Origin of the sequence: Catellatospora chokoriensis (genome assembly GCF_011297315.1) — a bacterium.
GTDB lineage: Bacteria > Actinomycetota > Actinomycetes > Mycobacteriales > Micromonosporaceae > Catellatospora > Catellatospora citrea.
This window is the reverse complement of record NZ_JAAOTI010000029.1, coordinates 52,062-77,029: the sequence shown is the minus strand read 5'-3', so window position 1 is coordinate 77,029 and position 24,968 is coordinate 52,062. Positions and strand designations below refer to the sequence as shown.

At 71.5% G+C, this 24,968-nt stretch carries 23 protein-coding genes and 2 tRNA genes; 12 read left to right on the top strand and 13 right to left on the bottom strand.

What is annotated here, in order from left to right; genetic code table 11:
* Nucleotides 1-64: 64 nt before the first annotated feature.
* A complete protein-coding gene (locus HAV39_RS33580) occupies nucleotides 65-430 on the bottom strand; it encodes an iron chaperone (RefSeq protein WP_191843200.1) in 366 nt (121 codons plus the stop codon).
* 129 nt (nucleotides 431-559) lie between these two features.
* Here HAV39_RS33580 and HAV39_RS33575 point away from each other — a divergent pair, with 129 nt between their 5' ends.
* From HAV39_RS33575 to HAV39_RS33560, 4 genes are all read left to right on the top strand, one after another.
* On the top strand, nucleotides 560-1,078 hold the full coding sequence (locus tag HAV39_RS33575) for an RNA polymerase sigma factor (RefSeq protein ID WP_191843199.1): 519 nt from the start codon (nucleotides 560-562) through the stop codon (nucleotides 1,076-1,078).
* A complete protein-coding gene (locus HAV39_RS33570; protein WP_191843198.1) occupies nucleotides 1,075-2,178 on the top strand; it encodes a hypothetical protein in 1,104 nt (367 codons plus the stop codon). The genes HAV39_RS33575 and HAV39_RS33570 overlap by 4 nt, the downstream gene beginning before the upstream one ends.
* A 179-nt stretch (nucleotides 2,179-2,357) precedes the next feature.
* Nucleotides 2,358-3,335: a LysR family transcriptional regulator gene (locus HAV39_RS33565; protein ID WP_191843197.1), complete on the top strand. Its 978-nt coding sequence runs from the start codon at nucleotides 2,358-2,360 to the stop codon at nucleotides 3,333-3,335.
* A 51-nt stretch (nucleotides 3,336-3,386) separates the two neighbouring features.
* Nucleotides 3,387-4,874 (top strand): S1 family peptidase, encoded by a 1,488-nt coding sequence (locus HAV39_RS33560; protein ID WP_191843196.1) that lies wholly within the window; start codon nucleotides 3,387-3,389, stop codon nucleotides 4,872-4,874.
* A 65-nt stretch (nucleotides 4,875-4,939) separates the two neighbouring features.
* On the opposite strand, the gene HAV39_RS33555 is transcribed toward HAV39_RS33560, so the two are convergent.
* Nucleotides 4,940-5,013: transfer RNA gene (locus HAV39_RS33555), tRNA-Met, on the bottom strand.
* Nucleotides 5,014-5,157: 144 nt separating this feature from the next.
* Here HAV39_RS33555 and HAV39_RS33550 point away from each other — a divergent pair.
* A complete protein-coding gene (locus HAV39_RS33550) occupies nucleotides 5,158-6,627 on the top strand; it encodes a cellulose binding domain-containing protein (RefSeq protein WP_191843195.1) in 1,470 nt (489 codons plus the stop codon).
* Nucleotides 6,628-6,650: 23 nt separating this feature from the next.
* Here HAV39_RS33550 and HAV39_RS33545 read toward each other — a convergent pair whose 3' ends face one another.
* The 4 genes from HAV39_RS33545 to HAV39_RS33530 all read right to left on the bottom strand — a co-directional run bounded on the left by HAV39_RS33545 (nucleotide 6,651) and on the right by HAV39_RS33530 (nucleotide 11,423).
* Nucleotides 6,651-7,076 carry a helix-turn-helix domain-containing protein gene (locus HAV39_RS33545; RefSeq protein ID WP_191843194.1) on the bottom strand — a complete coding sequence of 142 codons (426 nt, stop codon included), beginning with the start codon at nucleotides 7,074-7,076 and terminating at the stop codon, nucleotides 6,651-6,653.
* A gap of 61 nt (nucleotides 7,077-7,137) precedes the next feature.
* Nucleotides 7,138-7,211: transfer RNA gene (locus tag HAV39_RS33540), tRNA-Met, on the bottom strand.
* Between the two features lie 88 nt (nucleotides 7,212-7,299).
* Complete coding sequence (locus HAV39_RS33535; RefSeq protein WP_191843193.1) at nucleotides 7,300-10,191, bottom strand: UPF0182 family membrane protein; 2,892 nt, start codon at nucleotides 10,189-10,191, stop codon at nucleotides 7,300-7,302.
* A gap of 158 nt (nucleotides 10,192-10,349) precedes the next feature.
* The gene (locus HAV39_RS33530; protein WP_191843192.1) at nucleotides 10,350-11,423 is read right to left on the bottom strand and encodes a YlbL family protein; all 1,074 of its coding nucleotides are present in this window, start codon (nucleotides 11,421-11,423) and stop codon (nucleotides 10,350-10,352) included.
* A 108-nt stretch (nucleotides 11,424-11,531) separates the two neighbouring features.
* Between HAV39_RS33530 and HAV39_RS33525 the strand changes: the two genes are divergently transcribed.
* Nucleotides 11,532-12,821: a zinc-dependent metalloprotease gene (locus HAV39_RS33525; RefSeq protein WP_191843191.1), complete on the top strand. Its 1,290-nt coding sequence runs from the start codon at nucleotides 11,532-11,534 to the stop codon at nucleotides 12,819-12,821.
* A gap of 194 nt (nucleotides 12,822-13,015) precedes the next feature.
* On the opposite strand, the gene HAV39_RS33520 is transcribed toward HAV39_RS33525, so the two are convergent.
* Complete coding sequence (locus HAV39_RS33520; protein WP_120318153.1) at nucleotides 13,016-13,543, bottom strand: M48 metallopeptidase family protein; 528 nt, start codon at nucleotides 13,541-13,543, stop codon at nucleotides 13,016-13,018.
* Nucleotides 13,544-13,905: 362 nt separating this feature from the next.
* Here HAV39_RS33520 and HAV39_RS33515 point away from each other — a divergent pair, with 362 nt between their 5' ends.
* From HAV39_RS33515 to HAV39_RS33505, 3 genes are all read left to right on the top strand, one after another.
* Nucleotides 13,906-14,061 (top strand): DUF5679 domain-containing protein, encoded by a 156-nt coding sequence (locus HAV39_RS33515; protein ID WP_166381884.1) that lies wholly within the window; start codon nucleotides 13,906-13,908, stop codon nucleotides 14,059-14,061.
* 175 nt (nucleotides 14,062-14,236) lie between these two features.
* A complete protein-coding gene (locus HAV39_RS33510; RefSeq protein WP_191843190.1) occupies nucleotides 14,237-15,358 on the top strand; it encodes a hypothetical protein in 1,122 nt (373 codons plus the stop codon).
* Nucleotides 15,359-15,424: 66 nt separating this feature from the next.
* Entirely contained in the window at nucleotides 15,425-16,759 is a 1,335-nt protein-coding gene (locus HAV39_RS33505; protein WP_191843189.1) for an ABC1 kinase family protein, read from the top strand.
* A 278-nt stretch (nucleotides 16,760-17,037) separates the two neighbouring features.
* Here the strand turns inward: HAV39_RS33505 and HAV39_RS33500 are convergent, their stop codons facing one another.
* From HAV39_RS33500 to HAV39_RS33490, 3 genes are all read right to left on the bottom strand, one after another.
* Nucleotides 17,038-17,397 (bottom strand): WhiB family transcriptional regulator, encoded by a 360-nt coding sequence (locus tag HAV39_RS33500; protein WP_120318150.1) that lies wholly within the window; start codon nucleotides 17,395-17,397, stop codon nucleotides 17,038-17,040.
* Between the two features lie 121 nt (nucleotides 17,398-17,518).
* Nucleotides 17,519-17,872, bottom strand: coding sequence for a hypothetical protein (locus HAV39_RS33495; protein WP_191843188.1), 354 nt, complete (start codon nucleotides 17,870-17,872; stop codon nucleotides 17,519-17,521).
* A 128-nt stretch (nucleotides 17,873-18,000) separates the two neighbouring features.
* Nucleotides 18,001-20,142 (bottom strand): ATP-dependent DNA helicase UvrD2, encoded by a 2,142-nt coding sequence (locus HAV39_RS33490; RefSeq protein WP_191843187.1) that lies wholly within the window; start codon nucleotides 20,140-20,142, stop codon nucleotides 18,001-18,003.
* 182 nt (nucleotides 20,143-20,324) lie between these two features.
* On the opposite strand from HAV39_RS33490, the gene HAV39_RS33485 reads away from it, so the two are divergent.
* Entirely contained in the window at nucleotides 20,325-20,585 is a 261-nt protein-coding gene (locus HAV39_RS33485; RefSeq protein WP_120318147.1) for a mycoredoxin, read from the top strand.
* Nucleotides 20,586-20,680: 95 nt separating this feature from the next.
* Here HAV39_RS33485 and HAV39_RS33480 read toward each other — a convergent pair whose 3' ends face one another.
* Nucleotides 20,681-20,929, bottom strand: a complete 249-nt coding sequence (locus HAV39_RS33480; protein WP_120321679.1) for a hypothetical protein — start codon at nucleotides 20,927-20,929, stop codon at nucleotides 20,681-20,683.
* A 177-nt stretch (nucleotides 20,930-21,106) separates the two neighbouring features.
* Nucleotides 21,107-22,042 (bottom strand): helix-turn-helix domain-containing protein, encoded by a 936-nt coding sequence (locus HAV39_RS33475; RefSeq protein ID WP_191843186.1) that lies wholly within the window; start codon nucleotides 22,040-22,042, stop codon nucleotides 21,107-21,109.
* A 209-nt stretch (nucleotides 22,043-22,251) separates the two neighbouring features.
* Between HAV39_RS33475 and HAV39_RS33470 the strand changes: the two genes are divergently transcribed.
* Both HAV39_RS33470 and HAV39_RS33465 read left to right on the top strand, forming a co-directional pair.
* The gene (locus tag HAV39_RS33470) at nucleotides 22,252-22,824 is read left to right on the top strand and encodes a winged helix-turn-helix domain-containing protein (RefSeq protein WP_191843185.1); all 573 of its coding nucleotides are present in this window, start codon (nucleotides 22,252-22,254) and stop codon (nucleotides 22,822-22,824) included.
* Nucleotides 22,825-22,854: 30 nt separating this feature from the next.
* Nucleotides 22,855-24,111, top strand: a complete 1,257-nt coding sequence (locus tag HAV39_RS33465; RefSeq protein ID WP_191843184.1) for an MFS transporter — start codon at nucleotides 22,855-22,857, stop codon at nucleotides 24,109-24,111.
* On the opposite strand, the gene nudC is transcribed toward HAV39_RS33465, so the two are convergent.
* A complete protein-coding gene (gene nudC / locus HAV39_RS33460; RefSeq protein ID WP_191843183.1) occupies nucleotides 24,034-24,936 on the bottom strand; it encodes an NAD(+) diphosphatase in 903 nt (300 codons plus the stop codon). The genes HAV39_RS33465 and nudC overlap by 78 nt on opposite strands.
* Nucleotides 24,937-24,968 lie beyond the last annotated feature (32 nt).

Below are 24,968 nucleotides of genomic sequence, written 5' to 3'. Positions count from 1 at the left end.
CCGACGGCATGCATGCCGGTGCGACGACGGTGACACGACCCGGGGCGGATGGCTCACCGCCGGGTCACCGTTCGGACGCGCTCCGCTGCGTCACCAGCGCGGCCGTCACCCGGGCGATCACGTCGTACGGGACCGGCTCGCGCAGCGGGAACCGCAGCGTGCCCTTGGCCGCCCGGTACGGCGCGACGACCTCCTCGAACGCGGCGTCCCCGTCGGGCACCGGATAGACCGAGACGTGGTGCTTCCAGCCGGCGAAGTACACGAGATACCGCCCGTTCAGGGTGATGGTCGGGATCCCGTAGCTGATGGCCTGCCCGGCCTGCGCGGGCGCGGCGGCCAGGATCGTCCGCCGGACCTGCTGCAGCACGTCCTGCACCTCAGTGGGAAAGGAGTCGATGTAGTCGTCGATCGTGGTGAACCGGGCCGCCATTCATTCATCATCGCGCCTGCGGCCCGCAGTCGGCAGCCCGGCCCGAGCGGCGCGGAACAGCGGACCGCCGTGCGGGCAGTCATGAGTATGTTGCACCTCATGGCCGAGCCGCGCCGAAGCCTTCCGGACGTGGCAGACCTCTTCGACGCCCACGGTGCCGAGCTGCTGCGCTACTGCACCGGCCGGGTCGGCCCGACGGTCGCGGAGGACGTCGTGGCCGACACGTTCCTCATCGCGCACCAGCGCCGGCACCGCCTCGCCGACGGCCCGGCGCGGGCCTGGCTCTACGGCATCGCCAGCAACCTGCTGCGCCGGCACCGGCGCAGCGAGACCCGGGCGCTGCGGGCGCTGGCCCGGACCGGGCGCGACCTCGACCAGACCGACATCGCCGACGGCGCCGCCGCCCGCGCGGACGCGTCTGCGCTGACCCGGCGGCTGGCCGCGGTGCTCGCCGCGCTGCCCGCCCGCCAGCGCGACGTGCTGCTGCTGTACGCGGTCGCGGAGCTCGGCTACGAGGAGATCGCCCGCACCCTGGACATCCCGCTCGGCTCGGTCCAGTCGGCACTGCACCGCGCGCGGGTGAAACTGCGCGCCGCCCTCGCCACGGACCCTGCCACCACCGCATCCCCTGACGGAGGCTCCCGATGACCGACGATCCCGACCTGCGCAGCGTGCGCGAATTCCACCAGCAGCGGCCGGGCGTCGCACCGGGCGCGCTCGACCGGGTGCGCCGGCGCGTGCAGACCGCGCCGGCCGCACCGCACGCGCCCCGCCTGCTCCTCCCCCGCTGGGCGGCGCCCGCCGCAGCAGCGGCCGTGGTGGCCGCCGTGGTCGGCGGGGTGGCGATGCTGGGCGCGGCCGACCGCGGGACACCGCAGCCGGGCGGGCCGACCGGCGGACCCGCGCGCCTCGCGAGCACCGCGCCCACCGCGCCGGAGGGCACCGCCGCGCTGTGGCTGAAGTACGGCGCACCGGTGCCGGTCTCCACGGTCTTCGCCGAGCTGGACCGAGCCGCGGCCGGCACCGCCCTGGCCGCGCCGCGCCCGGGCGAGCTGCTGTGCTCGCACGCCACCGTGCTCACCCGGCCCGGCCCCGCGCCCGCGCCCGGCAGCGCACCGGCTACCGCGCAGGCAGAGGTGCGCTGCTTCGAACCGGAAGGGCTGCTCGAAGTGCCCGCGCCGGAGGCGAGCCCGGGCGAGGTCAAAGGACAGTCCCCCGCCGAGCAGCTCGCGGCCGCGCGGGACGGCTTCGCCGCGGCCGGGCCCGGCTGGGGCTACCCGACCGCGGTCTGGCTGGCCGCCCTGCCCACCGACCCGGACCTGCTGCTCGCCGGCTTCCGAGCGGGCACGCGGGGCCCCGCCGAGGTCGACGACCTCACCCGCTGGCAGCAGTACGGCCGCTTCCTGACCCGGGTCGACCCGCTGCTGCCCGCCGCCCAGCGCGCCGCCTTCCACCGGCTGCTGGCCAGGCTCGCCGGCCTCACCGCCACCGAGGCCTTCACCGCGTCCGGCAAGCGGTTCTACGCCGTACGCCTGACCAGCGGCACGATCGCCGACGAGCTGCTGTTCGAGCCGAGCACGGGACGGTTGGAAGGGCACGTCGAGCTGATCGGCGTCGCGACGGCGGGCAGCGGGCCCGCGTCGTCACCCGGAGGCGGCGAGCCGGTGCCGGTCCGGCAGGAACGGTGGAAGTACCTGTTCCGGCCCGCGGCGGGTTGGGCGAGCCCGTCCGCCACCGCAGCGCGGTAGCGCGGCGCGGGCCGGCCGGCGCCCGCGGGTCGGCGACGCGGCGCGAGGGCGCCGACACGCGGGGTTCCGCCTGGTAACGAAAGGAGCAACCACCCGCCTACGAAGTGACAGCCATCTATCACCAGTCTAGACTGCGTGGATCTCTCTACTCCGGTTGCACCCTCCAGACTGGAGCGGCCATGAACCTAGAGATCCGGCATCTCAGAGTGGTCTGCGCGATCGCGGACACGGGCAGCGTGACCAAGGCGGCCTCGCTGCTCGGGCTGGCCCAGCCCGCGGTCACCGCGCAGTTGCAGCGCATCGAGCGCGCGCTGGGCGGCCCGCTGTTCGAGCGCGGCCGTCACGGGGCCACCCCGACGGCCCTGGGTGAGCTGGTGCTCGCCCGCGCCCGGGTGGTGCTGCCCGCGATGCGCGGCCTCCAGGAGGACGCGGCACAGCTTTCCGGCACCCGCGTCCGGCCCAACCAGTGGCGCATCGGCGCGGTCAACGGCCCGATCCTGGGCGGGCTGATGTCCCGGCTGGCCGCGGACAAGGACGGCGTGGAGGTGCTGACCCACCCGTCGCACTGGGCCGATCAGCTCTGCGAGCTGGCCGTCGCCGGCAAGCTCGACTTCTGCATCGTCGGCGTGTGCGGCGACACCGTGCCGGGCACGCCGGAGGACGGGCTGATCTGGCGGGAGATCGCGATCGACGCCATCTTCGTGATGCTGCCCGAGAACCACGCGCTGGCGCACCGATGGGAGATCGACCTGTCCGAGCTGGCCGACGCGCAGTGGGCGAGCATGCCGGGCGACGGCTGCTTCGGCGACTGCTTCGCCGCGGCCTGCGCGCGGGCCGGGTTCACCCCGCGCACCATGTACGAGATGGACATCGGCAACGCCGTCGACGCGGTGCTGTCGGGGCACGCGGTCGGGCTGTGCAAGGCGACCTTCCGCCGCGTGGACGGCATCGCCACGGTGCCGCTGGCGGGCGGGCCGCTGCGGTGGCGGCACCTGCTCGGCTGGCATCCGCGCAGCGAGGCCGCCGGATACGCCGACGTCATGCTCGCCCACGCCGCGGCGGCGTACGCCGAATCGGCCGCCCGCAACCCGCACTACCTCGCATGGGGCAAGGCAAACCCGCAGTTCGGCCCCCGGGTTTCCATCGCATCGCGGTAGGACCCAAGCGATATCTACCCTTGCCTATATATACCGCATAACTTCCCCAGCATGAACCGCAGACTCCTCTTCGCTTCGGCGGCGGCCACCCTCACCCTGGGGATCACCGTCGCACTGACGTATCCGGCCGCGGCGGGACAAGGCCCCGACGCGGCAGCCGACGCCGCCACCGCGGCGGGCATCTCGCCCCAGGTCCTCCAGGCACTGGCCCGTGACCTCAAACTCGACCCCGCGGGCGTGCAGGCCCGGCTCGCCGACGAGCAGAAGGCCGGCAAGGCCGACCTGACCCTGCGCAAGTCCCTCGGCGCGACCTACGCCGGCGGCTGGCTGTCGGCCGACGCGAAGACCTTCACCGTCGGCGTGACCAGCCAGGCGCAGGCGGACAAGGTGCGCGCCGCCGGCGCGACCCCGAAGCTGGTCACCCGCAGTCTCGACCAGCTCGACGCGATCAAGGCGCGGCTCGACGCGCACGCGGCCAAGGCCCCCAAGGCCGTGCCCGGCTGGTACGTCGACGTGACCGCCAACCAGGTCGTGGTGCTCGCCAAGTCGAGTGCCGACGCGGCTGCCTTCGTCAAGCAGGCCGGGGCCGACGCCGCCGCCGTGCGCATCGAGGCGACCGCCGAGACCCCGGTGCCGTTCATCGACGTCATCGGCGGCAACGCGTACTACATCGGCAGCGGCAGCCGCTGCTCGGTCGGCTTCCCGGTCAGCGGCGGCTTCGTCACCGCCGGGCACTGCGGCACCACCGGGTCCACGACGACCCAGCCGAGCGGCACGTTCCGCGGCTCCAGCTTCCCCGGCAACGACTACGCGTGGGTGCAGGTGGCCTCCGGCAACACCCCGCGCGGCCTGGTCAACAACTACGCGGGCGGCACCGTGACGGTGTCCGGCTCGACCGAGGCCGCGGTCGGGGCGTCGGTCTGCCGGTCCGGCTCGACCACCGGCTGGCACTGCGGCACCATCCAGGCCCGCAACTCCTCGGTCACCTACCCGCAGGGCACCGTCAACGGCCTGATCCGCACCAACGTCTGCGCCGAGCCCGGCGACTCCGGCGGCTCGCTCATCGCCGGTAACCAGGCCCAGGGTGTCACCTCGGGCGGCTCCGGCAACTGCTCGTCGGGCGGCACCACCTACTTCCAGCCGGTCAACGAGATCCTGTCGGCGTACAGCCTGACGCTGATGACCGGCGGCGGCACCCCGCCGTCGTCGCCGCCGCCCGGCGGCAGCGGCTGCACCGGCTACGAGTTCTCCCGCAGCGGCTCGCTGTCCAGCGGCGGCAGCGCCTACCAGCCGGACAACAGCTACTACCAGTCCACCGCCTCCGGCACGCACCGCGGCTGCGTGGCCGGTCCGTCCGGCACGGACTTCGACCTCTACCTGCAGAAGTGGAACGGCTCGGCGTGGGCCAACGTGGCCCAGGGCGCGACCCCGTCCAACACGGAGACGCTGACCTACTCGGGCACCGCCGGCTACTACCGGTACCGGGTGCACGCGTACAGCGGCTCGGGCTCCTACGCGCTCGGCTTCACCAACCCGTGACGGCCGCCTGACCCCGCATACGCCGAAGCCCGGTTCCTGGCCAGGAACCGGGCTTCGGTCTTTCGTAGCGGGGGCCAGATTTGAACTGACGACCTCTGGGTTATGAGCCCAGCGAGCTACCGAGCTGCTCCACCCCGCGTCGGGTGCTTGCACAGACTATGTCACCGTTGTCGACCGTGTCCAATCGGTTAATCGCCGACATTCACGGACCTCGTCCTCTTGGCAGCACGGCTGCCACAGTGTTCGATGACTGGCAACAATCCTTCTAGAAAGGAGCCAGTCGATGCGATCCCTCCGCGCGGTGGCCGTCACGGCGGCGGTCGCCCTGCTCGGCGCAGCGGTCCCCTACCTGACCGGCACTGCCGCACACGCCGCCGGTCCGGTGCTGCGCGCCACGGTCACCCAGGTCAGCGTGTGGGCCACCGGATACGGCGCCGACGTGACGGTGACCAACACCGGCGACGCCCCCGCCACCGGCTGGACCGTCTCGTTCGACCTGCCCGCCGGCAGCACGGTCAGCTCGTCGTGGAGTTCGGTCCGCACCCAGAGCGGGCAGCGTTACACCTTCACCAACGTGGGCTGGAACGGCACCGTCAACCCGGGCGCGTCGCAGACGTTCGGCTTCAACGCCGCCGGGCTCGGCACCCCGGTCAACTGCACCGTGAACGGCGGCTCCTGCGCGGGCGGCCCGGCCCCGTCGGCCTCCCCGTCGCCGTCCGCTCCCCCGTCGCCGTCACCCTCGCCGTCAGGGCCGCCGCCGTCCTCCCCGCCTCCCGGCGGACCGGTCATCGACGTGGCCACCGCCGCCCAGCTGAGCAGCGCGCTGAGCACCGTGAGCCCCGGAGTCACCATCAGGCTCGCGCCGGGCACGTATCGCGGCGCGTTCGCCACCACGCGGGCGGGCACGGCCGACGCCCGGATCACGCTGACCGGGCCGCGCACCGCGGTGCTGATCAACGACGGGCCGAGCGGCGCCGGCCCGTCCTGCCCCGCGCCGACCGCGGGCTGGGACTCCGGCTACGGACTGTGGCTGTTCGACGCGCCCTACTGGAACCTCACCGGCTTCACCGTGGCCGAGTCGAAGAAGGGCATCGTGCTCGACAACTCGCACCACGTGACGATCAGCAACGTGTACGTGCACCACACCGAGGACGAGGGCGTGCACTTCCGCCGCTCCTCGGCCGACGGGATCATCCGCGACTCGATCGTCGAGTACACCGGCCTGGTGCAGCCCGGCTACGGCGAGGGCGTCTACCTCGGCTCCGCGGGGTCCAACTGGGCCTGCCACGGCAACTCCGGCGGCGTCGACCGCTCCGACCGGGTCCAGGTGCTGAACAACCGCATCGGCCCGTACGTCGCCGCGGAGCACATCGACGTCAAGGAGGGCACCTTCGACGGCGTCATCCGCGGCAACACCTTCGACGGGCGCGGCATCTCCGGGCAGAACTCGGCCGACTCCTGGGTCGACGCCAAGGGCATCGGCTACCTCATCGAGAACAACACCGGCACGTTCGCCGCGCCGGGCACGTTCGTCAACGGCTACGAGACGCACAACCCCGCGACCACGCCGTCGTTCCTGAACGGCTGCGGCAACGTGTGGCGCGCCAACAGCTCGGACCTGGGCGGGGTCGGCCAGTACGCGATCCGGGTCACCTCGACCTCGAAGTGCGCCGGCAACCTCAACGTGGTGTACGCCTCCAACACCGTCGCCAACGCCACCACCGGCCTGACCAACATCGCGGTCACGCCCTGACCTACGCGGCGGCGAGCCGGTCGTCAGGCCGCTGTCCCGGCCCGGCGGCCGGCTTCGCCGTTGCGGACCTGGCGCAGGTATCGCTTGGCCACGCACCCCGGCAGGTTCGCCGTCCAGGAGTGGTCCCGGGCCCGGTAGGCGCTCGGGCTCTCGCCGACGATCTCGGTGAACCGGCTGCTGAACGAGCCCAGCGAGGTGAAGCCGACGGCCAGGCAGACCTCGGTGACGCTCAGGTCGCCCCGGCGCAGCAGGGCCTGGGCGCGTTCGATCCGGCGGGTCATCAGGTAGCTGTGCGGGGTCTCCCCGAAGGCGGCCCGGAAGCTGCGGGCGAAGTGCCCGGGTGACATCAGGGCGGTGCGCGCCAGCGCGGCCACGTCCAGCGGCTGCGCGTAGTCACGGTCGACCCGGTCGCGGGCCTGCCGCAGCCGGATGAGGTCTTCCCTGGTCACTCTGGTCACCCTACCCACATGCAGAAGGACCCGGTTCCATCGGAACCGGGTCCTTCGTTCGTAGCGGGGACAGGATTTGAACCTGCGACCTCTGGGTTATGAGCCCAGCGAGCTACCGAGCTGCTCCACCCCGCGTCGGTCTCTAAACCATAGCCGGTTGATCGCTCGGGCCGCAAATCGACACGGGGTGAGCGCCGTCTCAGCGCTCACCCCGTGTCGTCCGTCAGCCCGTGGTGGCGGGCGTCGGCGTGGGCGCCGGTGGGGAGGGCGAGCTGGCCGGGGGCGGCGTCGTTCCGCTGGCCTGCTCGAACTCCTTCATCGCCGCCTCCAGGGCGGCCAGCGCCTTGCCGTACGCCTCGAAGTTGCCGGACTGCTGCGCGGCCCGCACGTCGTCGATGGCCTTGTTGACCTTCTCCGCGGCGGCGTTCAGGTTCGGCGTGCCGGTCGTCGGCGGCGGCTGCTCGGGCGTGGTCACCGGCGGTGTGCCGGTGGTCGTCCCGACCAGCTGTTTGATGCCGTCGGTGAGGGTGTCCGCGAAGGCCACCTTGTCGCCGTAGCTGACCAGCACCTTCTTCATCAGCGGGTACGCCTTCTCCCCGCTGGAGCGCAGGTAGATCGGCTCGACGTAGAGCATGCCGCCGCCGTAGGGCAGGGACAGCAGGTTGCCCTTGACGACGTTGTTGCCCCAGATGTTGAGCTGTGTTCGCGCCGAATCGAAGTTCTCCATCAGCTGCTGCGCCTGACCCGGGCCGGGAATCCGGCCGTCCTTGCTCAGCTCCAGCACCTGCAGTGTCGGTTTGCCGTCGACGTACGACCCGGAGATCAGCGCGGCCAGGTTCTGCCGTTCCCGCGGGGTCACCGCGGCGGTGAGCTGGAAGCGCGGCTCGGTCTGCCCGGGCAGCTGGGTCAGCAGGTAGTACGGCGGCTGCTTGGCCGAGGTGCCGGCGGTGGCCGGGTCGTTGGGCACGGCCCAGAAGTCGGGCGCGTTGAAGAAGTCGTTGGCGTTGTTCACGTGGAACCGGGTGAGCAGGTCGCGCTGCACCTTGAACATGTCCGCCGGGTAGCGGAAGTGCTGCGCCAGCTCCGCCGGGATCTTCGCCTTCTCGGTGATCAGCTTGCCGCCGAAGGCGTTGTTCCAGGCCTTGAGGATCGGGTCCTTGTCGTCGAACTCGTAGAGCGTGACGGTGCCGTCGTAGGCGTCGACGGTGGCCTTCACCGAGTTGCGGATGTAGTTGATGTCCTGCCGGGCGAGCCGGAACGTGCCGTCGCCGGTCAGCGAGTCACTGGTCGCGTCCTGCAGGTCGATGCGCTGCGCGTACGGGTAGTTCGCGCTGGTCGTGTAGCCGTCGATGATCCACACGACGCGCCCGCCGACCGCGGCCGGATACGGGTCGCCGTCCAGCGTCAGGAACGGCGCGACCTTCTGCACCCGGGTGCGCGGGTCACGCTCGTAGAGGATCTTCGAGTTGTCGTTGACCGCGTCTGCCAGCAGGAAGTTCGACTCGGCGTACTTGATCGAGTAGAGCAGCCGCCGCCAGGTCGAGCCCAGGTCGACGCCGCCGGAACCGGTGTAGGTGTAGCGGGCGTCGGTGGCCTCGCCGGTGGGCCGGTCGTACTCGGCGCTGGTGCCGCCGTCGGGCTTGCCGACGATGGCGTACTCGCCCATCCGCTCGCCGTAGTAGATGCGCGGCTGCTCGACGGGCAGCTGGTCGGTGGCCGACGAGCAGCCCTGCTCACTGCTCTGCGCCTGCCCGGTGAAGAACCCGGACACGAAGAGCGGCTGGCCGGCGCAGACCGTGGTGTTGGCGGGCGCCGCGACCAGACCGTAGCCGTGGGTGTAGACGGTGTGCTTGTTGATCCAGTTGCTCTGCGCGGTGGTCAGCTTGCTGTACTCGATCTCCCGTACGCCCACCACGTAGTCGGCGGTCTTGCCGCCGATGGTGTAGCGGTCGATGTCGAGCTTGTCGCCGAACTGGTAAAAGCTGCGCACCTGGGACAGCTGGGTGTAGGTCTCGGCGACCACGGCCGGGTCGAGCAGGCGGATGTTCGGCACGATCGTCTTGTCCTGCGCCAGCGACGCGGGCGGCTCGACCGTGTCCGAGGCGTACGGCGTGGTCGTCGCGGTGTCCAGCCCGTATGCCGCGCGCGTGGCCGCGATGGTGCGGTCGATGTACGGCGCTTCCTTGACGTTGCGGCTCGGGTCCACCTGGAACGTCTGCACGCCCCACGGGTAGATGCCGCCGATGGCGACCGCGGAGATGGCCAGCAGGCCCAGCGCGACACCCGGCCACACCAGGTTGCGCATGACCGCGTTCGAGAAGATCAGGATGGCGATGACGACGATCACCGAGATGTAGGTGAGCATCTCCTTGGCCGGCAGCAGCGCCTGGATGTCGGTGTAACCCGCGCCGGTCAGGTCGGTGCCGGAGATGGTGTCCAGCAGCAGCGCCCGGCGGTCCAGCACGTACGCGATCGCCTTGAGGCTGACGAACAGCGCGACCAGCCCGGTCAGGTGGGCCCGCGCGCCGGTGGTCATCCGGTCACCGGCGCCGGACAGCCGCACCCCGCCGTAGAGGTAGTGCACGCCGAGCGCGCCGATCAGCGCCAGCACCGTCACGGTGAAGCCGGTGTTCAGCAGGTACTGCCAGAACGGCAGTTTGAAGACGTAGAAGCCGATGTCGATGCCGAACTGCGGGTCCTTCTGGTGGAAGGGCTCCGCGTTCTCGAACAGCAGCCACTGCTGCCAGTGCCCCTGCGCGGCGAGCCCGGCGAAGAACGCGACCGCGCCCGCGGCCAGCGCGAACCAGCGCATCAGGTGCGGGCCGAGCAGGTAGCGGTAGCGCTCCAGCGCCTGCTGCTCGACCCCGGTCGGCGGCAGGAACGGGCGCAGCTTGTACGCCAGGTACAGGTTGCCGAAGAGGAACGCCCAGATGATCAGGCCGAACACCGCGAACAGCCCTATCCGGGTGCCGAGCTGACCGGCGAAGACCTGGGTCGCACCCAGTTCGTCGAACCAGAGCCACTCGGTCCACGCCTCCACCACCCAGCCCAGGACGGCGAAGAAGACAAGAAGGCCGGTCAGCACGATGAGCCAGGCTCGTCCGCGACGGCTCATGTGCGGCAGTTGACTTGATCGGGTCACCACGGTGGAAGCCTACGTTGCCGTGCAAGAGCGCGGCACTGATGGCAGGCCTTACGAAACCGTGGTGAGTCGCCTGACGTGCTGTTTCACGCGGGACCCCGGCGGACGGGGCCCCGCGTTTTCTCAGCTGATTAACAGGAAGGCGGCGTGCCACCGGCGCGCACGGTCGCCAGCGCGGCCAGCGCGTCCTGGAGCGTGCTCACCTTGGCCAGCGGCAGTCCGGGCAGCGCGTTGGCCTTGGCTTCCTCGCAGTTCGCGGCAGGGGTGAGGAAGATCTTGGCGCCGGCCGCCTTGGCGCCGTACAGCTTCTGCGGGATGCCGCCGATCGGCCCGACGTTGCCCTCGTCGTCGATGGTGCCGGTGCCCGCGATGACCTTGCCGCCGGTGAGGTCCTCCGGCTTGAGCTTGTCGATGATGCCGAGCGTGAACATCAGGCCGGCGCTCGGGCCGGCGATGTCGTCGAGCTTGATGTTCAGCGTGAACGGGTGCGGCTGGTCGGTCTTGACCTCGATGCCCACCCGCGGCGTGTCGTCGGTGGCCGACGCCGGCTTGGTGGTCACCTCCACCGTGGTGGGGGTCTTGTCGCGGGTCACCCCGAGCTTCAGGGTGCTGCCGGCGGGCTTGGCCTGGATCAGCTCCAGCAGCTTGGCGTTGGAGGTGACCGCGGTGCCGTCGACGGTGTCGATCACGTCGCCCGGCTTCAGCCGGCCGTCGGAGGCGCCGCCCGCGACCACCGTCTCCACCGCGATGCGCACGGGGTAGCCGAGTTCGCGCAGCGCCACGGTCTCCGCGCTGGACTGCGAGTTCTTGAAGTCCTCCTGACCCTGCTGGTCGATCTCCTCGCGGCTGGCGTCCGGCGGGTAGAGCAGCTCGTACGGGACGACCGCCTCCTCGTCGGACCACCAGCCCCGGATCACCGAGACCAGATCGGTGGACGACTGCACGTTGACGGTGACCAGCCGCAGCTGCCCGTCGGACTTCGTGGCGGCGGGGCCGCCGGTGACCGAGATGACGTCGTGGCAGCTCGCCGAGGCGCCCGGTGCGCCCGGCGTGCAGACCTCGCCCTGGTCGTCGACGGCCGACAGGGTGTCCACGGTCGGGCCGGCGCTCTCCACCACGTAGGGCACCTTCACCTGCCCGATGGCGAACAGCAGCAGCACGGCCAGGAGGGCGCCCAGCACCACAGTCAACCCGCGACGTCTCATGGCGGCCAGCCTATCCGGGCGGTCCGGGCACTCGCTGAACCCTGACTTGTCCCCTATCACGGGGTGGGTATGAGTCACTTGGGCTCAACTTCGCGTACGGTGGAGGGCGTGCCTGACACCCCGTTCGGGTTCGCCCTTCCTGGCGGCCAACCACCAGACCCCAACGACCCGCAGCAGATGCAGCAGTTCCTCGCGGGGCTGCAGCAGCTGATGGCGATGAGCTCCAGCGGCGGCGGCCCCGTCAACTGGGACCTCGCCCGGCAGGTCGCCACCACCTCGCTCAACAGCGAGGGTGACCCGGCCGTGTCCGCCGCCGACCGCCGCGAGGTCGACGAGGCGCTGCGCCTGGCCGACCTGTGGCTCGACCCGGCCACCTCCCTGCCCAGCGGCGTGCTCACCACCGCCGCGTGGAACCGCAACGAGTGGATCTTCAACACCCTGGACGTCTGGCGCAAGCTGGCCGATCCGGTCGCCGACCGCATGGTCAACGCCATGGGCGACCTGGTCCCGCCGGAGGCCCGCGCCCAGCTCGGCCCGATGGCCGCGATGATCAGCAGCCTGGGCGGCGCGCTGTTCGGCGGCCAGTTCGGCACCGCGCTGGCCAAGCTAGCCGTCGAGGTGCTCTCGGCCGGCGACATCGGCCTGCCGCTCGGCCCGAACGGCACCGCCGCGCTCGTGCCCGCCAACATCCGGGCGTACGGCGCGGGCCTGGAGCTGGACCCGGGCGAGCTGCGCCTGTTCGTGGCCCTGCGCGAGGCCGCCCACCAGCGGCTCTTCGGCCACGTGCCGTGGCTGCGCGGACACGTGCTGACCGCGGTGGAGGCCTACGCCAACGGCATCCGGGTGGACCGCGAGGCCATCGAGGAGGCGCTGGGCCGGGTCAACCCCGCCGACCCCGAGTCGATGGCCGAACTGCAGCTCGAAGGCATCTTCACGCCCGACGACAGCCCGCAGCAGCAGGCCGCCCTGCGCCGCCTGGAGACCGTGCTCGCCCTGGTCGAAGGCTGGGTCACGCACGTGGTCGAGCAGGCCGCGGGCAACCGCCTGCCCAATGTCGTACGCCTTTCCGAGACGTTCCGCCGCCGCCGCGCGGCAGGCGGCCCCGCGGAGCAGACCTTCGCCGCGCTCGTCGGCCTGGAGCTGCGGCCCCGCCGGCTGCGCGAGGCCGCGGCGCTGTGGGCGGCGCTGACCGAGCACCGCGGCGTGTCCGGCCGCGACGCCCTGTGGGACCACCCCGACCTGCTGCCCGACGACGAGGACTTCGCGGACCCGGTCGCGTACGCCACCGCCGCCGACACCACGGTCCTCGACCTCAGCGGCCTCGACGACCTGCCGAGCCACGACGCGGGCACCCCGAACACCGGGGACGAGCCCGACGCCGACCCCAAGCAGGACTGACCCGAGCCCGGTCGGGCACTCCGCCCACGCCGACGTGCGTCGACCGACCATCCTTACATAGACGCTGGCCTATTACATCGAGTTTGATCTACAAATACTCGATGTAATAGGCCAGCGTCTATGAATTCGCACGGTGGCCCGCATGCGCCGAGGCGAGCTGGTGGCCGGTGGGTGCGGCGGGCGCGGGAGTGCGTCTACTCGGCGCGGGCGTGTTCGGCGGCGGCGATGCCTTCGAGGTAACCGCGGGCGCGCTCGGTGCGCGGGTAGCGGCCGACCAGGGCCCAGAAGCGCGCATTGTGGCTGGGCACGATCAGGTGCACCAGCTCGTGGAGCAGCACGTAGTCGCCGACCCACGCGGGCATCTCGCGCACCCGCTCGGACAGGCGGATGGTGCGGTCGGCGGGGGTGCAGGAACCCCAGCGGCCGTGCTGGTTGCCGACCCAGCGCACGGTGGCGGGCACCGCCACGGCGCCGAACTCGGGGAGGTAACGGCAGGCGAGCTGGCGGGCGCGGGCTTCGAGCTCGGCGTCGCTGCGCAGGCTGCGCTGATCGCGGGCGGCGAGCCGGGCGAGCATCTTGCTGACCCACTCGCTCTCCTCGGCGCGGGAGAACTGGCTGGGGATGAGCACCACTACCCGCTCCCCCTCGCGGTAGGCGGACACCGTCCGCCGCCGGCGCTCACTGCGTCGGACTTCTACCACGGGCTTGCGTGCGGCGGCCATTAGCGACCGGCGCAGACCAGGGGGCACCCGGGGGCAACCAGGGGGGTGTTACTCACGGCAAGGACGCTAGCGGCCCGGTGCCAGGGTGGCGCAAGAGTCAATCTTGTGATCATCGCCAGATTTGCCGGGATAGGTGGTCTTCGCCAAGAAAATTCTTCTGACCGTGACCCGCACCACTGGTTCGCATAAGGGATAAAACTCAATGCACAGACGACTACGAGAAAATGCCTCATTTTCTGCAAGCGTGATGACTCCGGCGTGTCCCGCGTAACCTGACTACTCAGATCGATTCGGGCAGGCAGACTTCGACCGTCACAGCGCAAGCCGCCGGGACGAGTCACCGTGGATCATGAGGAGGAACCGTGGCCGAAGAGAAGTACAACGGCTACTGCGTGAAGTGCAAGGAAAAGCGTGATTTCACCGGCAAGGTGGAGATCTCCAAGACTGGCATGCGGATGGCCAAGGGGCCCTGCCCCGTCTGCGGGACGACCGTGAACCGCATTCTCGGCAAGGCCTGAGGAACAACGCGAGACAGGAGCCCGCAGACACTGCGGGCTCCTGTCGCTTTTCCGACAATCTTCCCCAAGATCTGTGGATAACCCAGGTCAGGACTGTGGAAAACCTCTTGATCACGGGGGACGGGCTGTGGATAACCGCGGCCGACCGCCCTCTGGCGCTGGCACCCTCACGGCTGTGAGCCGCTCCCCGATGTCCCGTCCGGCCCTGCTGCCGGGGCTGCGCCCGATGTGGCGCGACCGTCACACCGTCCAGCTGGGCACCGACCCCGAGCACGCGGTCGTGCTGGAACTGTCGCACCGGTCGGCGGGCCGGCTGCTCGAACTGCTCGACGGCTCCCGCACCGAGCGGGCGCTGCTGGCCGAGATGGCACGGCTCGGCATGCGGGCCGAGGACGTGCGCGAGGTGCTCGCCGCGCTGACCCAGCGAGGCCTGGTCCTGCCGGCCCACGCGCTGATGCCCGCGGCACTGCCCGCCGAGCACCGGGCCCGGCTCGCCGAGGAGGCGGCCGCGCTCGCCCTGCGCCGCGAGAGCGCGGGCAGCCCGGCCAGGGTGCTCCAGCGGCGAGGCCAGGCACGGGTGATCATCGCAGGATCGGGCCCCACGGCCCGCCTGGTCGCCACGGCCCTGCTGGACGCCGGGGTGGGCAAGGTGGGCACGGTGGCCTCGCCCGGGGCGGCGGCCATCCTGCACAGCCCGCCCGGGCAGGCGACCACGCCGCACAGCGCGCCCGCGCAGACGGCCACCCTGCCCGGCCCGCCCCACCCGGCGGCCACCGTGCACAGCTCGCCTGAGCAGGCCGGGACGGGCCCGCACGCGGGGCAGCAGGGAAGTCCACCCGCGGCGAGCGGAGGCGGGCCTCCTGCGGCCACCCTGCGGGCCACGGACGCGACGTTCCGGGTGCAGGTGGGTTACGCCGTGTCCACCCGCGGAACCCGCCGCAGGGTGCCCCACCTGGCGCTGACCGTACGCGACGGGGTCGCCGTGGTCGGGCCGCTCGTGCCCGTCTCCGGCGGGCCGTGCCTGCACTGCCTCGATCTGCACCGCACCGACCGCGACCCGTCCTGGCCCCGGCTGGTGGCCCAGCTCGCCCAGGTGGCAGCCGGGGGCGACCCGTGCCCGGCGGCGACCCGGCTCACCGCCGCCGGCTTTGCCGCGGCCGAGGTGCTGGCCTACCTCGACGGGGGTGACCCCACCACGATCGGCACGACTGTCGAGATCAACGGTGTGCTGCCCTGGCGGCGGCGCACCTGGTCACCTCACCCGTCCTGCGACTGCGCCCGGCGGCGGCGTGGCTGACATTCTCCACAGGGTCTTCACCTGCCGGAACCGGCCGAAATCCAGGGAGTCGGCAACAATGGCACGGTGACCGACATCCCGCGCCGCGCCGTCTCCCGCACCGCCAAGCTGGCATCTCTTCCCCTGGGCTTCGCCGGCCGGACCGTGCTCGGGTTCGGCAAGCGGGTCACCGGGATGGCCACCGACGTGATCTCCGCCGAGATCCAGGAGCGCACGGCCGAGCAGCTGTTCAGCGTGCTGGGTCAGCTCAAGGGCGGCGCGATGAAGCTCGGCCAGGCGCTGAGCGTGTTCGAGGCGGCCCTGCCCGACGCGCTGGCGGAGCCCTACCGCGAGGCGCTGACCAAGCTCCAGGAAGCGGCTCCGCCGCTGCCCGCGGCCACCGTGCACAAGGTGCTGGCGGAGCAGCTGGGCAGCGACTGGCGCAGCCTGTTCCGCGAGTTCGACGACGTGCCCGCGGCCGCGGCCAGCATCGGCCAGGTGCACCGCGCCGAGTGGAAGGTGCCGCGCAAGCGCACCGGCATCCCGGTCGCTGTGAAGATCCAGTATCCGGGGGCGGGCGACGCGCTGATCGCCGACCTGACCCAGCTGTCCCGACTCGCCGGGCTGTTCAAGGTGATCCAGCCCGGACTGGACGTCAAGCCGCTGGTCACCGAGCTGCGCGCGCGGGTCGTCGAGGAGCTGGACTACGAGCTGGAGGCGGCCAGCCAGCGCGCCTTCGCGGCGGCGTACGCGGGGGACGAGGAGATCCTCGTGCCGCAGGTGCTGGCCGCCGCCCCGCGGGTGCTGGTCACCGAGTGGGTGGAGGGCATCCCGCTCTCGAAGATCATCAGCTCCGGCACGGTGGCGCAGCGCGATCGGGCCGGCGCGCTCATGGCCGCGCTGCACTTCTCCGCCCCCGAGCGGGCCGGGCTCCTGCACGCCGACCCGCACCCGGGCAACTACCGGCTGCTGCCCGACGACCGGCTCGCCGTCATCGACTTCGGCGCGGTCGCCCGCCTGCCCCAGGGCCTGCCGGAGCCGGTCGGCCGGATCACCCGGCTGGCCCTGGCGGGGCGGGCTGACGAGGTGCTCAAGGGGCTGCAGGGTGAGGGGTTCGTGCGCGCGAACGCCGACATCGACGCGCAGGCGGTGCTGGACTACGTGCGGCCCATGCTGGAGCCGCTGGCCGCCGACGAGTTCCGTTTCACCCGGGCCTGGCTGCGCGAGGAGGCGGCCCGGCTGGCCAGTCCGCGCAGCCCGGCGTACGCGCTGGGCCGGCAGTTGAACCTGCCGCCGTCCTACTTGATGATCCACCGGGTGACGCTGGGCTCCATCGGCGTGCTGTGCCAGCTGGAGGCCAAGGCGCACTACCGCGCCATCCTGGAGCGCTGGCTTCCCGGCTTCGCCGAACCGGCACACTGACTCGAAATACACGGATGCCCGCCGGCGAAACCGGCGGGCATCCGTATTTCACTTATCGCTGCGACAGCTCACGTGCACGCCGACGCGCGGCGACGGTGATCTGACGGGCGGAACGGGAAGCCTCAGAGGGGATGTTCTGAGGCTCAAGCATTCGAGCCCGACTCATAGCTTCGTGGATCATATAGATGTCGCTGATGGCGTTTCTCATTGCTTCTCTCCGATGCGCTGGTAGTGACTTAGCCGGCAGGCGGCTGGATTGGGTGATGCGGAGTTGCTGCTCAGGCAGCGAGCCGGACCGACTCGCGAGCGGTGACCGCGGCGACACGCGCCTCGGTCTCGGCCACCAGGGCCGCCTCGCGAGCGAGGTCGTCCTTACGCGGACGGCCACGCGGACGCTTGCGCGCCACGACCGCACCACGCTCGAAGATCTCGCCGCCCCAGACGCCCCAGGGCTCCTCGCGCTCCAGTGCCCCGGAGAGGCACTCGACCTTGAGCGGGCACTCGCCGCACAGCGACTTGGCCAGCTCAAGCTCCGCGGGAGCGTCCGAGAACCACAGGTCCGGGTCGAACTTCCGGCAGGGCAGCTCCGCACCCAGCTCGACGCTGAAGTCGAGTACTGGGGCCAACGCCAGACTCATCTTCCGGTCACCTTCCTTTCATCTCGATCTCGTGGATCGCTTTCCATGGGGGTGGAAATAACTAAGGCCGCGGATCCCGGTGTACGGGTTCCGCGGCCTCGAGGTGAGCCGGTGGTCTGGTTTAGACCTTTGGTTTACCTCGAGGTGGGAGCCCGCTGAATCCATCGAGCTTCATGCCCGAGGACTCCTGGTTCCGGTAGGCCAGGGTGGTGCTGGTGGTGCTGTTCTTCGGCTTGGCGGCACCGATGGGGGCCACCTTGATCGGGTTCGGGTTCCAGGCCAGCTGTCGCAGGACCGGCAGCTGAGCCACCGGCAGACCGGTGACGGTCGCCAGGCCCAGTGCGCCCACTGCGCCACGCGTGGCGTGGCCGGCGGGTGCCAATTGCAGGGCGTTCGGCGAGACGGTGACCGACGGAGCGCAGGCAGCGGCGAGCGCCGGCACAACAGCGTTCGGGGTGATGAACGTGATCTCCATGGGACTCGCCTCCTCTACTTGCCCTCGTCGGTGCAGAACGTGAATCACCAGCCAGGAGCAGCACGGATGTGTGCTCTTGAAGGTGTGACCGAAGGTTATGCCTCCCGGGCGGGAGGGCGCAAACGGTTTTACGGCTCTGTTGCCAAATCTTTTTGGAGATCTTCTGAAGTCGGTTGTTCAGGCAGCAAATCCGCCACCGAAGCGCCCTTCAACAGGGCGAGAACGGCCTCGCCATACAGCTCGAGTTTGCGCGGGCCGATGCCGGCGATCTCCACCAGGCCCGCTCTGTCGGATGGCTGACGTTCGGCCAGCGCGGTCAGGGTCGCGTCGGTGAAGACGACGTACGCGGGGATCTTCGCCGCCGCGGCGACTCTGGCCCGCCAGTCGCCCAGCCGCTCGAAAAGCTCCTCGTCCAGCGAGGAGGGGCAGCCCGCGCACCGGCCGAGCTTGCGTTCCGGCCCGGCGAGCAGGGTCGCCCCGCACACCCGGCAGCTCACGATCACGGTCTTGCGCGGCACCCGCGGCGCACCCGGCGCGGGCCGCTCCGCCCGGGGGGCGGCGGTCTGCCCGCCGAACGGCGCCAACCCGGGCACGCCCTGCAGGAACCGGCACGGACGCCGGGCCCGCCCACCGGACGAGCGCGCCTCGCCGTAACTGAGCCACAGCATCCGCCGCGCCCGGGTGATGCCGACGTACAGCAGCCGCCGCTCCTCCTCCAGCGCCTCGGCGCTGCGGGCGTACGCGGTGGGCATGGTGCCCTCGACGAGCCCGACCAGGAACACCGCGTCCCACTCCAGGCCCTTCGCGGAGTGCAGGCTGGCCAGCGTCACCCCGGCCACGGTCGGGGCGTGCTGCGCGTGGGCGCGCCTGCCCAGCTCGGCGGTGAACCCGGCGAGCCCTTCCTCGGCACCCGGCGCGGGGCGGAACTCGGCGGCCAGGCGTACCAGCGCGGCCAGGGCCTCCCAGCGTTCCCGGGCGGCCCCGCCCGACGGCGGGCGCTCGGGCTGCCAGCCCAGCCCGACCAGCACCGCGCTGACCGTGCCGACCAGGTCGTCGCCGCCGTCGGCACGAGAGGCCGAGCGCAGTGCCACCATCGCCTGGCGGATCTCGGCCCGCTCGAAGAAGCGCTCCCCGCCGCGCAGCACGTACGGCACCCCGGCGTCGGCCAGCGCCTCCTCGTACGTCTCCGACTGGGCGTTGGCACGGAACAGCACCGCGATCTCCGAGGCCGGGGTGCCCGCCGCGATCAGGTCGGCGCAGCGGCGGGCCACCGCGACCGCCTCGTTGTGCTCGTCGGCGAAGACCCGCGCGTCCGGCTCCGGCCCGGCCGGGCGCTGGCCGACCAGGTCCAGCCGCAGCCGCGCCTCGCTCCCCCTGGCCTGCCGGATCACCGCGTTGGCCAGGCCCACCACCTGCGGGGTGGACCGGTAGTCGCGGACCAGCCGGACCACGGTCGCGTTGCGGTGGTTGCGCGCGAAGTCCACCAGGTAGGAGGAGGTCGCGCCGGTGAACGAGTAGATGGTCTGCGCCGCGTCGCCGACCACGGTCAGGTCCGTGCGGTTGCCCAGCCATGCCTCCAGCAGCCGCTGCTGGAGCGGGTTCACGTCCTGGTACTCGTCGACGACGAAGTGCCGGTACTGCGCGCGGACCTGCTCGGCGACGTCGGAGTGCTCCTCGATGCCCCAGCACATGGCGCGCAGCAGGTCCTCGAAGTCGATCACGCCCTGCTGGCGTTTGACCTGCTCGTACGCCGTGTAGACGGCGGCCACCTGGGCCGCGTCCAGCGGGGTCTCCCGGCCGGCCTTGGCCGCCTCGACCACGTACTCGCCGGGCTCCACCAGCGACGACTTCGACCACTCGATCTCGGCGGCGAGGTCGCGCGCGCCGGTGCGGTCGGCCCGCACCCCGGCCCGCGCCGCGGCGAGCACGATCAGCCGCGCCTTGCTCTCGACCAGCTCCGGCATCTCCCGGCCGCGCAGCAGGCGCGGCGCGAAGAAGCGCAGCTGGCGCAGGGCGGCGGCGTGGAAGGTACGGGCCTGCACACCGTGCGCGTCGAGCCCGGCGAGCCGCTCGCGCAGCTGCGCCGCCGCGCGCGCGGTGAAGGTGACCGCCAGCACGTGCTTGGGCTGGACCTGTCCGGTGACCACGCGGTGCGCGATGCGGTGGGTGATCGCCCGGGTCTTGCCGGTGCCCGCGCCGGCCAGGATGCACACCGGCCCGGGCGGGGCCGTGACCGCGGCCGCCTGCTCCTCGTCCAGGCCGCTGAGCACCTCCGCTGGTGGCTCGTCCCGGCGCCCCGCCTGAACGGCGGACCGCCGAGGACTCCCCACCAGCGGTCGGGCCGTGTCGGGGCCAGCGTCTCGGGTCACAACAGGGAATCATCCCAGGTGTCGTTGATGTTGCCACCGCTAGAGTCCCCGGGAGCCCCCGCTCCCCCGACCCGAGGATCGCCATGCTGACCATGTACTCGACCACGTGGTGTGGTTACTGCCACCGGCTGCGCAGCCAGCTCGACCGTGAGGGCATCACCTACACGGTGATCGACATCGAGCAGGACCCCAACGCGGCGGACTTCGTGATGAGCGTGAACGGCGGCAACCAGACCGTGCCGACGCTGCGCTTCGCCGACGGCAGCGCGCTGACCAACCCCAGCATCGTCCAGGTCAAGGCCCACCTTGCCGCGCTCGCGGAAACCGCCGCCGACCCGGCCTGAGGATCGTCGCGCACTTCCCGGATCGCTGTTTCGGGTCAGATCTGAGGCCTGACCTCGCCTGACGGCCGAAACAGCGATCTTTGCGTGCCCTGTGGTCAGCTGGGCCAGCGGGGGGCGTCCAGGCGGACCACCTTGACGCGCTGGCGGCCGGAGCGGACGGCGCCGACCGAGGCCAGGGCGCGGGCGAGCTGGAGCGCGGCGTCGAGGCTGTCCGCCTCCGCCACTTGGCGGCGCTGCTCGGGGGTGGCCGTCTCGTCGCGCAGCGGTTGCTCATCGAGGAACGACGCGACCACATCCTCGGGCGCGAAGGGTCGAACCTCGGTGCGAACGATCAGGTACCGCATGCGCTGCTCCGTCACTGCCTGCCGGGCGGAGGTCGACTGTGGAGTCCATGGGTGGAAATTCCACATTCGGCTGATGTCATGCTTGTGCATCTCCCCAGTGGGAATCAAGCAAGACGCGACGATCGTCGAGCAGCACCGCCCGAACGGGTGACGGAGCGTAATTTTCCGCCGGGGAGATCAGCTGATCCGGGCGCTTATCCACGCCCAGGACCGCGCCGGGTCCAACGCGGCCTCACCGAGCCAGCCGAAGACGCGCGCGTATCGCTCGACACTGTTGCGGTCGGTGAGCACCAGCTCACGGGCGAGTGTCTCCACGGCCACCGTCTCCGGGTCGTCCGGGTCGGGAAAGTGATAGATAGAAAATCCCGTATGCGGTATGAAGTGTTGGCCGACCGTCGCCGCGCGCGGCAGTACTCTGATCGTCACGTTCGGTAACTGCGCGAGCGTCGCGAGATGGGCCAGCTGCCCGCCCCGCACCTCGTCCGGCGCGCCGCGGCCCAGCAGCGCCTGCTCGTCGAGGATCGCCTCGTAGCTCGGCGCGTCCGGGGTCCGGGTCAGGATCGCCTGGCGGGCCAGCCGTGCCGCCACCTCGGTGTCCGGCTCCTGCGGCGCGGGCAGCTCGGCCACCGGCCCCACCTGCGGGTTCGACCGCTGCGCCGGCACCGGGTCGGCCGGCGACGCCACCCCGGACAGCGGGCGCGAGGAGAGGATGCGGGCCCGCGCGTACTCCGGTGTCTGCAGCAGACCGGGGATCATCGCCAGGCCGTACTCCCTGATGCGGGCGCTGCCCGCCTCCAGCTCGGCGTAACCGCGCTGCCGCTGTGTCATCACCGGATAGGCGCGCAGCCAGCCGCGGGTGTTGCCGGCGTCCCGCGCGATCGCCACCAGCTGGTCCCGGTCCCGCCCGCACACCTGGTAGAGGTCGAGCAGGTCCAGCACGTCGGCGAGGTCCGGGCGGCTGCGCCCGTTCTCCAACCGCGACAGTTTCGACTTGGCCGCCCAGCCCACCTGGTCGACGACCTGCTCACCGGTGAGACCGGCGGTCTCACGCAGGCGGCGCAGCTCCACGCCGAGGCGCTGGCGGCGGACGATCGGGCTGGATCCTCGCGGCAAGGGGACCTCCGTCGGTGACCAGCCCTCAGGCTAAGCCGCCCGCCCGCCCCCACCCCCGCACCGACACGCCCTTCACCTGGCGGATCACCCACTCGCCCCGTGTTGATCATGAAGTTGTGGCCACGACACGCCGCCGAACCCGCCCATAGGTTCATGATCAACGCAGAAAGGGGTTGACGAAAGGGTTCTTTTGAAAGGATGCTTTTGATGTGACGGAGAGATTGCCGATGCGGGACATCACCGACCCGCGGATGTTGCGGGCGATGGCGCACCCCTTGCGGTTGCGGCTGATCAATGAGCTCGGGTTGCACGGGCCGGCCACGGCCACGCAACTGGCCGAGCGGGTCGGGGAGTCGGCGGCGAACTGCTCGTGGCACCTGCGGCAGCTGGCGAAGTTCGGGTTCATCGAAGAGGCCGAGGGCGGCGTCGGCCGCAACCGGCCGTGGCGCTGGGTGCCGATGGGCAACCGGTGGGGCGGGCCGGACGAGCCGCCGGAGCTGATGCAGGCGGGCAGCGAGCTGAACGCGACGCTGCTGGCCCAGGAGCTGGCGCTGCGCAACCAGTGGGACGAGCAGCGGCAGAGCGACGACACCTCATGGCGGCACGCCGCCTTCACCGTCCAGAACGTCACCTGGCTCACCGCCGACGAGCTGAAGGCGCTGGAGGACGAACTGGTCGCGGTGCTGACCAAGCACAACCAGCGCATCACGGACCCGGCCTCCCGGCCCGAGGGCTCCCGCCCGGTCCGCATGGTCACCTGGGCCAACCCCAACCCCAGCTGACCCCCACCACCACCCCCGGAGGGACTCCTCATGCGCGCTGTGCTGCGCCGACCCGACTTCCGCCTGCTCTTCGCGGGCCTGTTCTTCAGCATGACCGCCGAGTCGATGCTGGTGCTCGCGCTGGCCATCTGGGCCAAGGACCTCACCGGCTCCGACGGCATGGCTGGTGCGGCGATCCTGTGCGTGGTCCTGCCGGTGATGTTCGCGCCGCTGCTCGGCGTCGTGGTGGACCGGTTCCGCCGCCGCCCGTTCCTGATCGCGTCCCTGGTCGGCTCGGCGGTGATGCTGACCCCGCTGCTCGCCGTGGACGGCCGCGCGGATCTGTGGATCATCTTCGCCGTCGCGGTCGGCTACGGCGTCTCCTACATCCTGGTCAGCGGCTCCCTCAACGGCCTGATCAAGGAGGTCATCCCGCCGGAGCTGCTGGCCGAGGCCAACGGCGCGCTGCAGACGGTGCGGCAGGGCCTGCGCCTGGTGGGGCCGCTGCTGGGGGCCGCGCTCTACGCCGCCACGAAGGGCTGGGGCCTGGCGGCGCTCGGCATGGCGGGTTTCCTCATCGCGGCCGGTGTCATCACCATGCTGCGGGTGCAGGAGCAGAAGCCCGAGCGCACCGAGCAGCGCTGGGTGGCCGAGGTCGGCGCGGGCGTACGCCATCTGACCGGCAGCGTGCCGCTGCGCCGCGCCCTGATCGGCAATGTGATCTCGATCCTCGTCTTCGGCTTCAGCGAGACCGTCTTCTTCGCCTTCGTCGACCAGGGCCTGCACCGGCCGCCGGCGTTCATCGGCGTGCTGATCAGCGTCCAGGGCGTCGGCGGCCTGCTCGGCGGCCTGACCTCGGCCTGGCTGATCCGCCGCGTCGGCGAGCTGTCCGCCAACGCCATCGGCATCGCGCTGTTCCTGCCGCTGCTGCTCACCAGCCTGACCCCGAACCTCTGGCTGGCCTTCGCCACCTGCCTGATCTCCGGGTTCGGCCTGCCCTACCTGCTGGTCGGCCTGATGACGCTGATGCAGCGCGCCACCCCCGCCGCCCTCATGGGCCGGGTCTCGGCGGCGATGGACGCGCTGATCAGCGCACCGCAGACGCTCGCGATCGGCTTCGGCGCGGTGCTCATCGAGCTGGTCGACTTCCGGCTGCTGCTGGTCGCCATGAGTGTCGTGATGGCGGTGTCGGCGCTCTACCTGTGGGTCGCGCGCGGGCTGACGCCGCCGTCAGCCCTCCCGGAGCCAGCGCAGCACGAGCTGGTGGGCGATGGAGGACCGGTTCGGGAGCGTGAAGGAGTCGTCTGACCCGTCCAGCACCCGGGCGATCCGCTCGCGCGTGAACCACTGCGCGTCGAGCAGCTCGTCCGGGTCGGTGCGCAGCGGCGCGGCCGCCGGGTCGGCCACTGCGAGGAAACCCAGCATCAGCGAGCGGGGGTACGGGAAGGCCTGGCTGCCGTGGTAACGGATGTCGGACACCCGCACCCCCGCCTCCTCGTACACCTCGCGGGCGACCGCGTCCTCGGCGGTCTCCCCCGCCTCGACGAAGCCGGCCAGCACCGAGTAGCGGCGCTTGGCGGCGCCCGCCCACACCACGTTCGCCCCGAGCAGGATGCGGCCCTGCGGACCGGCCGCCCCGTCGTGCACCGCCATGATCACGGCCGGGTCGGTGCGCGGGAAGTGCAGCTCCCCGTCGGCGTCCCGGCGCACCCAGCCGCCCTGCTCCACGGTGGTCGGCTTACCGCTGCGCGGGGCGTAGAGGTGGTCGCGGTGCCAGCGCACCAGGGCCAGCGCCTGGGTCAGCAGCGCCGTCTCGCGCGGCGGCAGGTCCGCGCCGACCTCCCACAGGTGCTTCGGCTCGGCGCCGGGCACCTCGGGCAGCTCGCGGTTCACCGCGAAGTAGGCCGTGCCGCCCGCGTCGACGCCGAGGAACAGCGGCTCGCCGGCCGGGCCGGCGGCGCCGACCTGGTCCGATCCGAACAGCACCAGCCGGTCGTCGCGGATCAGCGCGCGCCCGTCGTCTCCGATCACGACCACCCGGCCGCGGGACCACGCGTCGGCCAGCCACTGCGGGTCGGCGCGCCGGAACGCGGCCCGGTCGAGATCCGACCGGGCCGCAGGCGTCTCACTCATCTGTGCAACTCGCTCGTTTTCGCTCCGCGAAG

What these genes read in the sequence shown, in the direction of transcription:
- HAV39_RS33580 (WP_191843200.1), bottom strand. Translation starts at nt 430, where the DNA reads ATGGCGGCCCGGTTCACCACGATCGACGACTACATCGACTCCTTTCCC.
- HAV39_RS33570 (WP_191843198.1), top strand. Translation starts at nt 1,075, where the DNA reads ATGACCGACGATCCCGACCTGCGCAGCGTGCGCGAATTCCACCAGCAG.
- HAV39_RS33565 (WP_191843197.1), top strand. Translation starts at nt 2,358, where the DNA reads ATGAACCTAGAGATCCGGCATCTCAGAGTGGTCTGCGCGATCGCGGAC.
- HAV39_RS33560 (WP_191843196.1), top strand. Translation starts at nt 3,387, where the DNA reads ATGAACCGCAGACTCCTCTTCGCTTCGGCGGCGGCCACCCTCACCCTG.
- HAV39_RS33550 (WP_191843195.1), top strand. Translation starts at nt 5,158, where the DNA reads ATGCGATCCCTCCGCGCGGTGGCCGTCACGGCGGCGGTCGCCCTGCTC.
- HAV39_RS33535 (WP_191843193.1), bottom strand. Translation starts at nt 10,191, where the DNA reads ATGAGCCGTCGCGGACGAGCCTGGCTCATCGTGCTGACCGGCCTTCTT.
- HAV39_RS33530 (WP_191843192.1), bottom strand. Translation starts at nt 11,423, where the DNA reads ATGAGACGTCGCGGGTTGACTGTGGTGCTGGGCGCCCTCCTGGCCGTG.
- HAV39_RS33520 (WP_120318153.1), bottom strand. Translation starts at nt 13,543, where the DNA reads ATGGCCGCCGCACGCAAGCCCGTGGTAGAAGTCCGACGCAGTGAGCGC.
- HAV39_RS33500 (WP_120318150.1), bottom strand. Translation starts at nt 17,397, where the DNA reads ATGAGTCTGGCGTTGGCCCCAGTACTCGACTTCAGCGTCGAGCTGGGT.
- HAV39_RS33495 (WP_191843188.1), bottom strand. Translation starts at nt 17,872, where the DNA reads ATGGAGATCACGTTCATCACCCCGAACGCTGTTGTGCCGGCGCTCGCC.
- HAV39_RS33485 (WP_120318147.1), top strand. Translation starts at nt 20,325, where the DNA reads ATGCTGACCATGTACTCGACCACGTGGTGTGGTTACTGCCACCGGCTG.
- HAV39_RS33480 (WP_120321679.1), bottom strand. Translation starts at nt 20,929, where the DNA reads ATGCGGTACCTGATCGTTCGCACCGAGGTTCGACCCTTCGCGCCCGAG.
- HAV39_RS33465 (WP_191843184.1), top strand. Translation starts at nt 22,855, where the DNA reads ATGCGCGCTGTGCTGCGCCGACCCGACTTCCGCCTGCTCTTCGCGGGC.
- nudC (WP_191843183.1), bottom strand. Translation starts at nt 24,936, where the DNA reads ATGAGTGAGACGCCTGCGGCCCGGTCGGATCTCGACCGGGCCGCGTTC.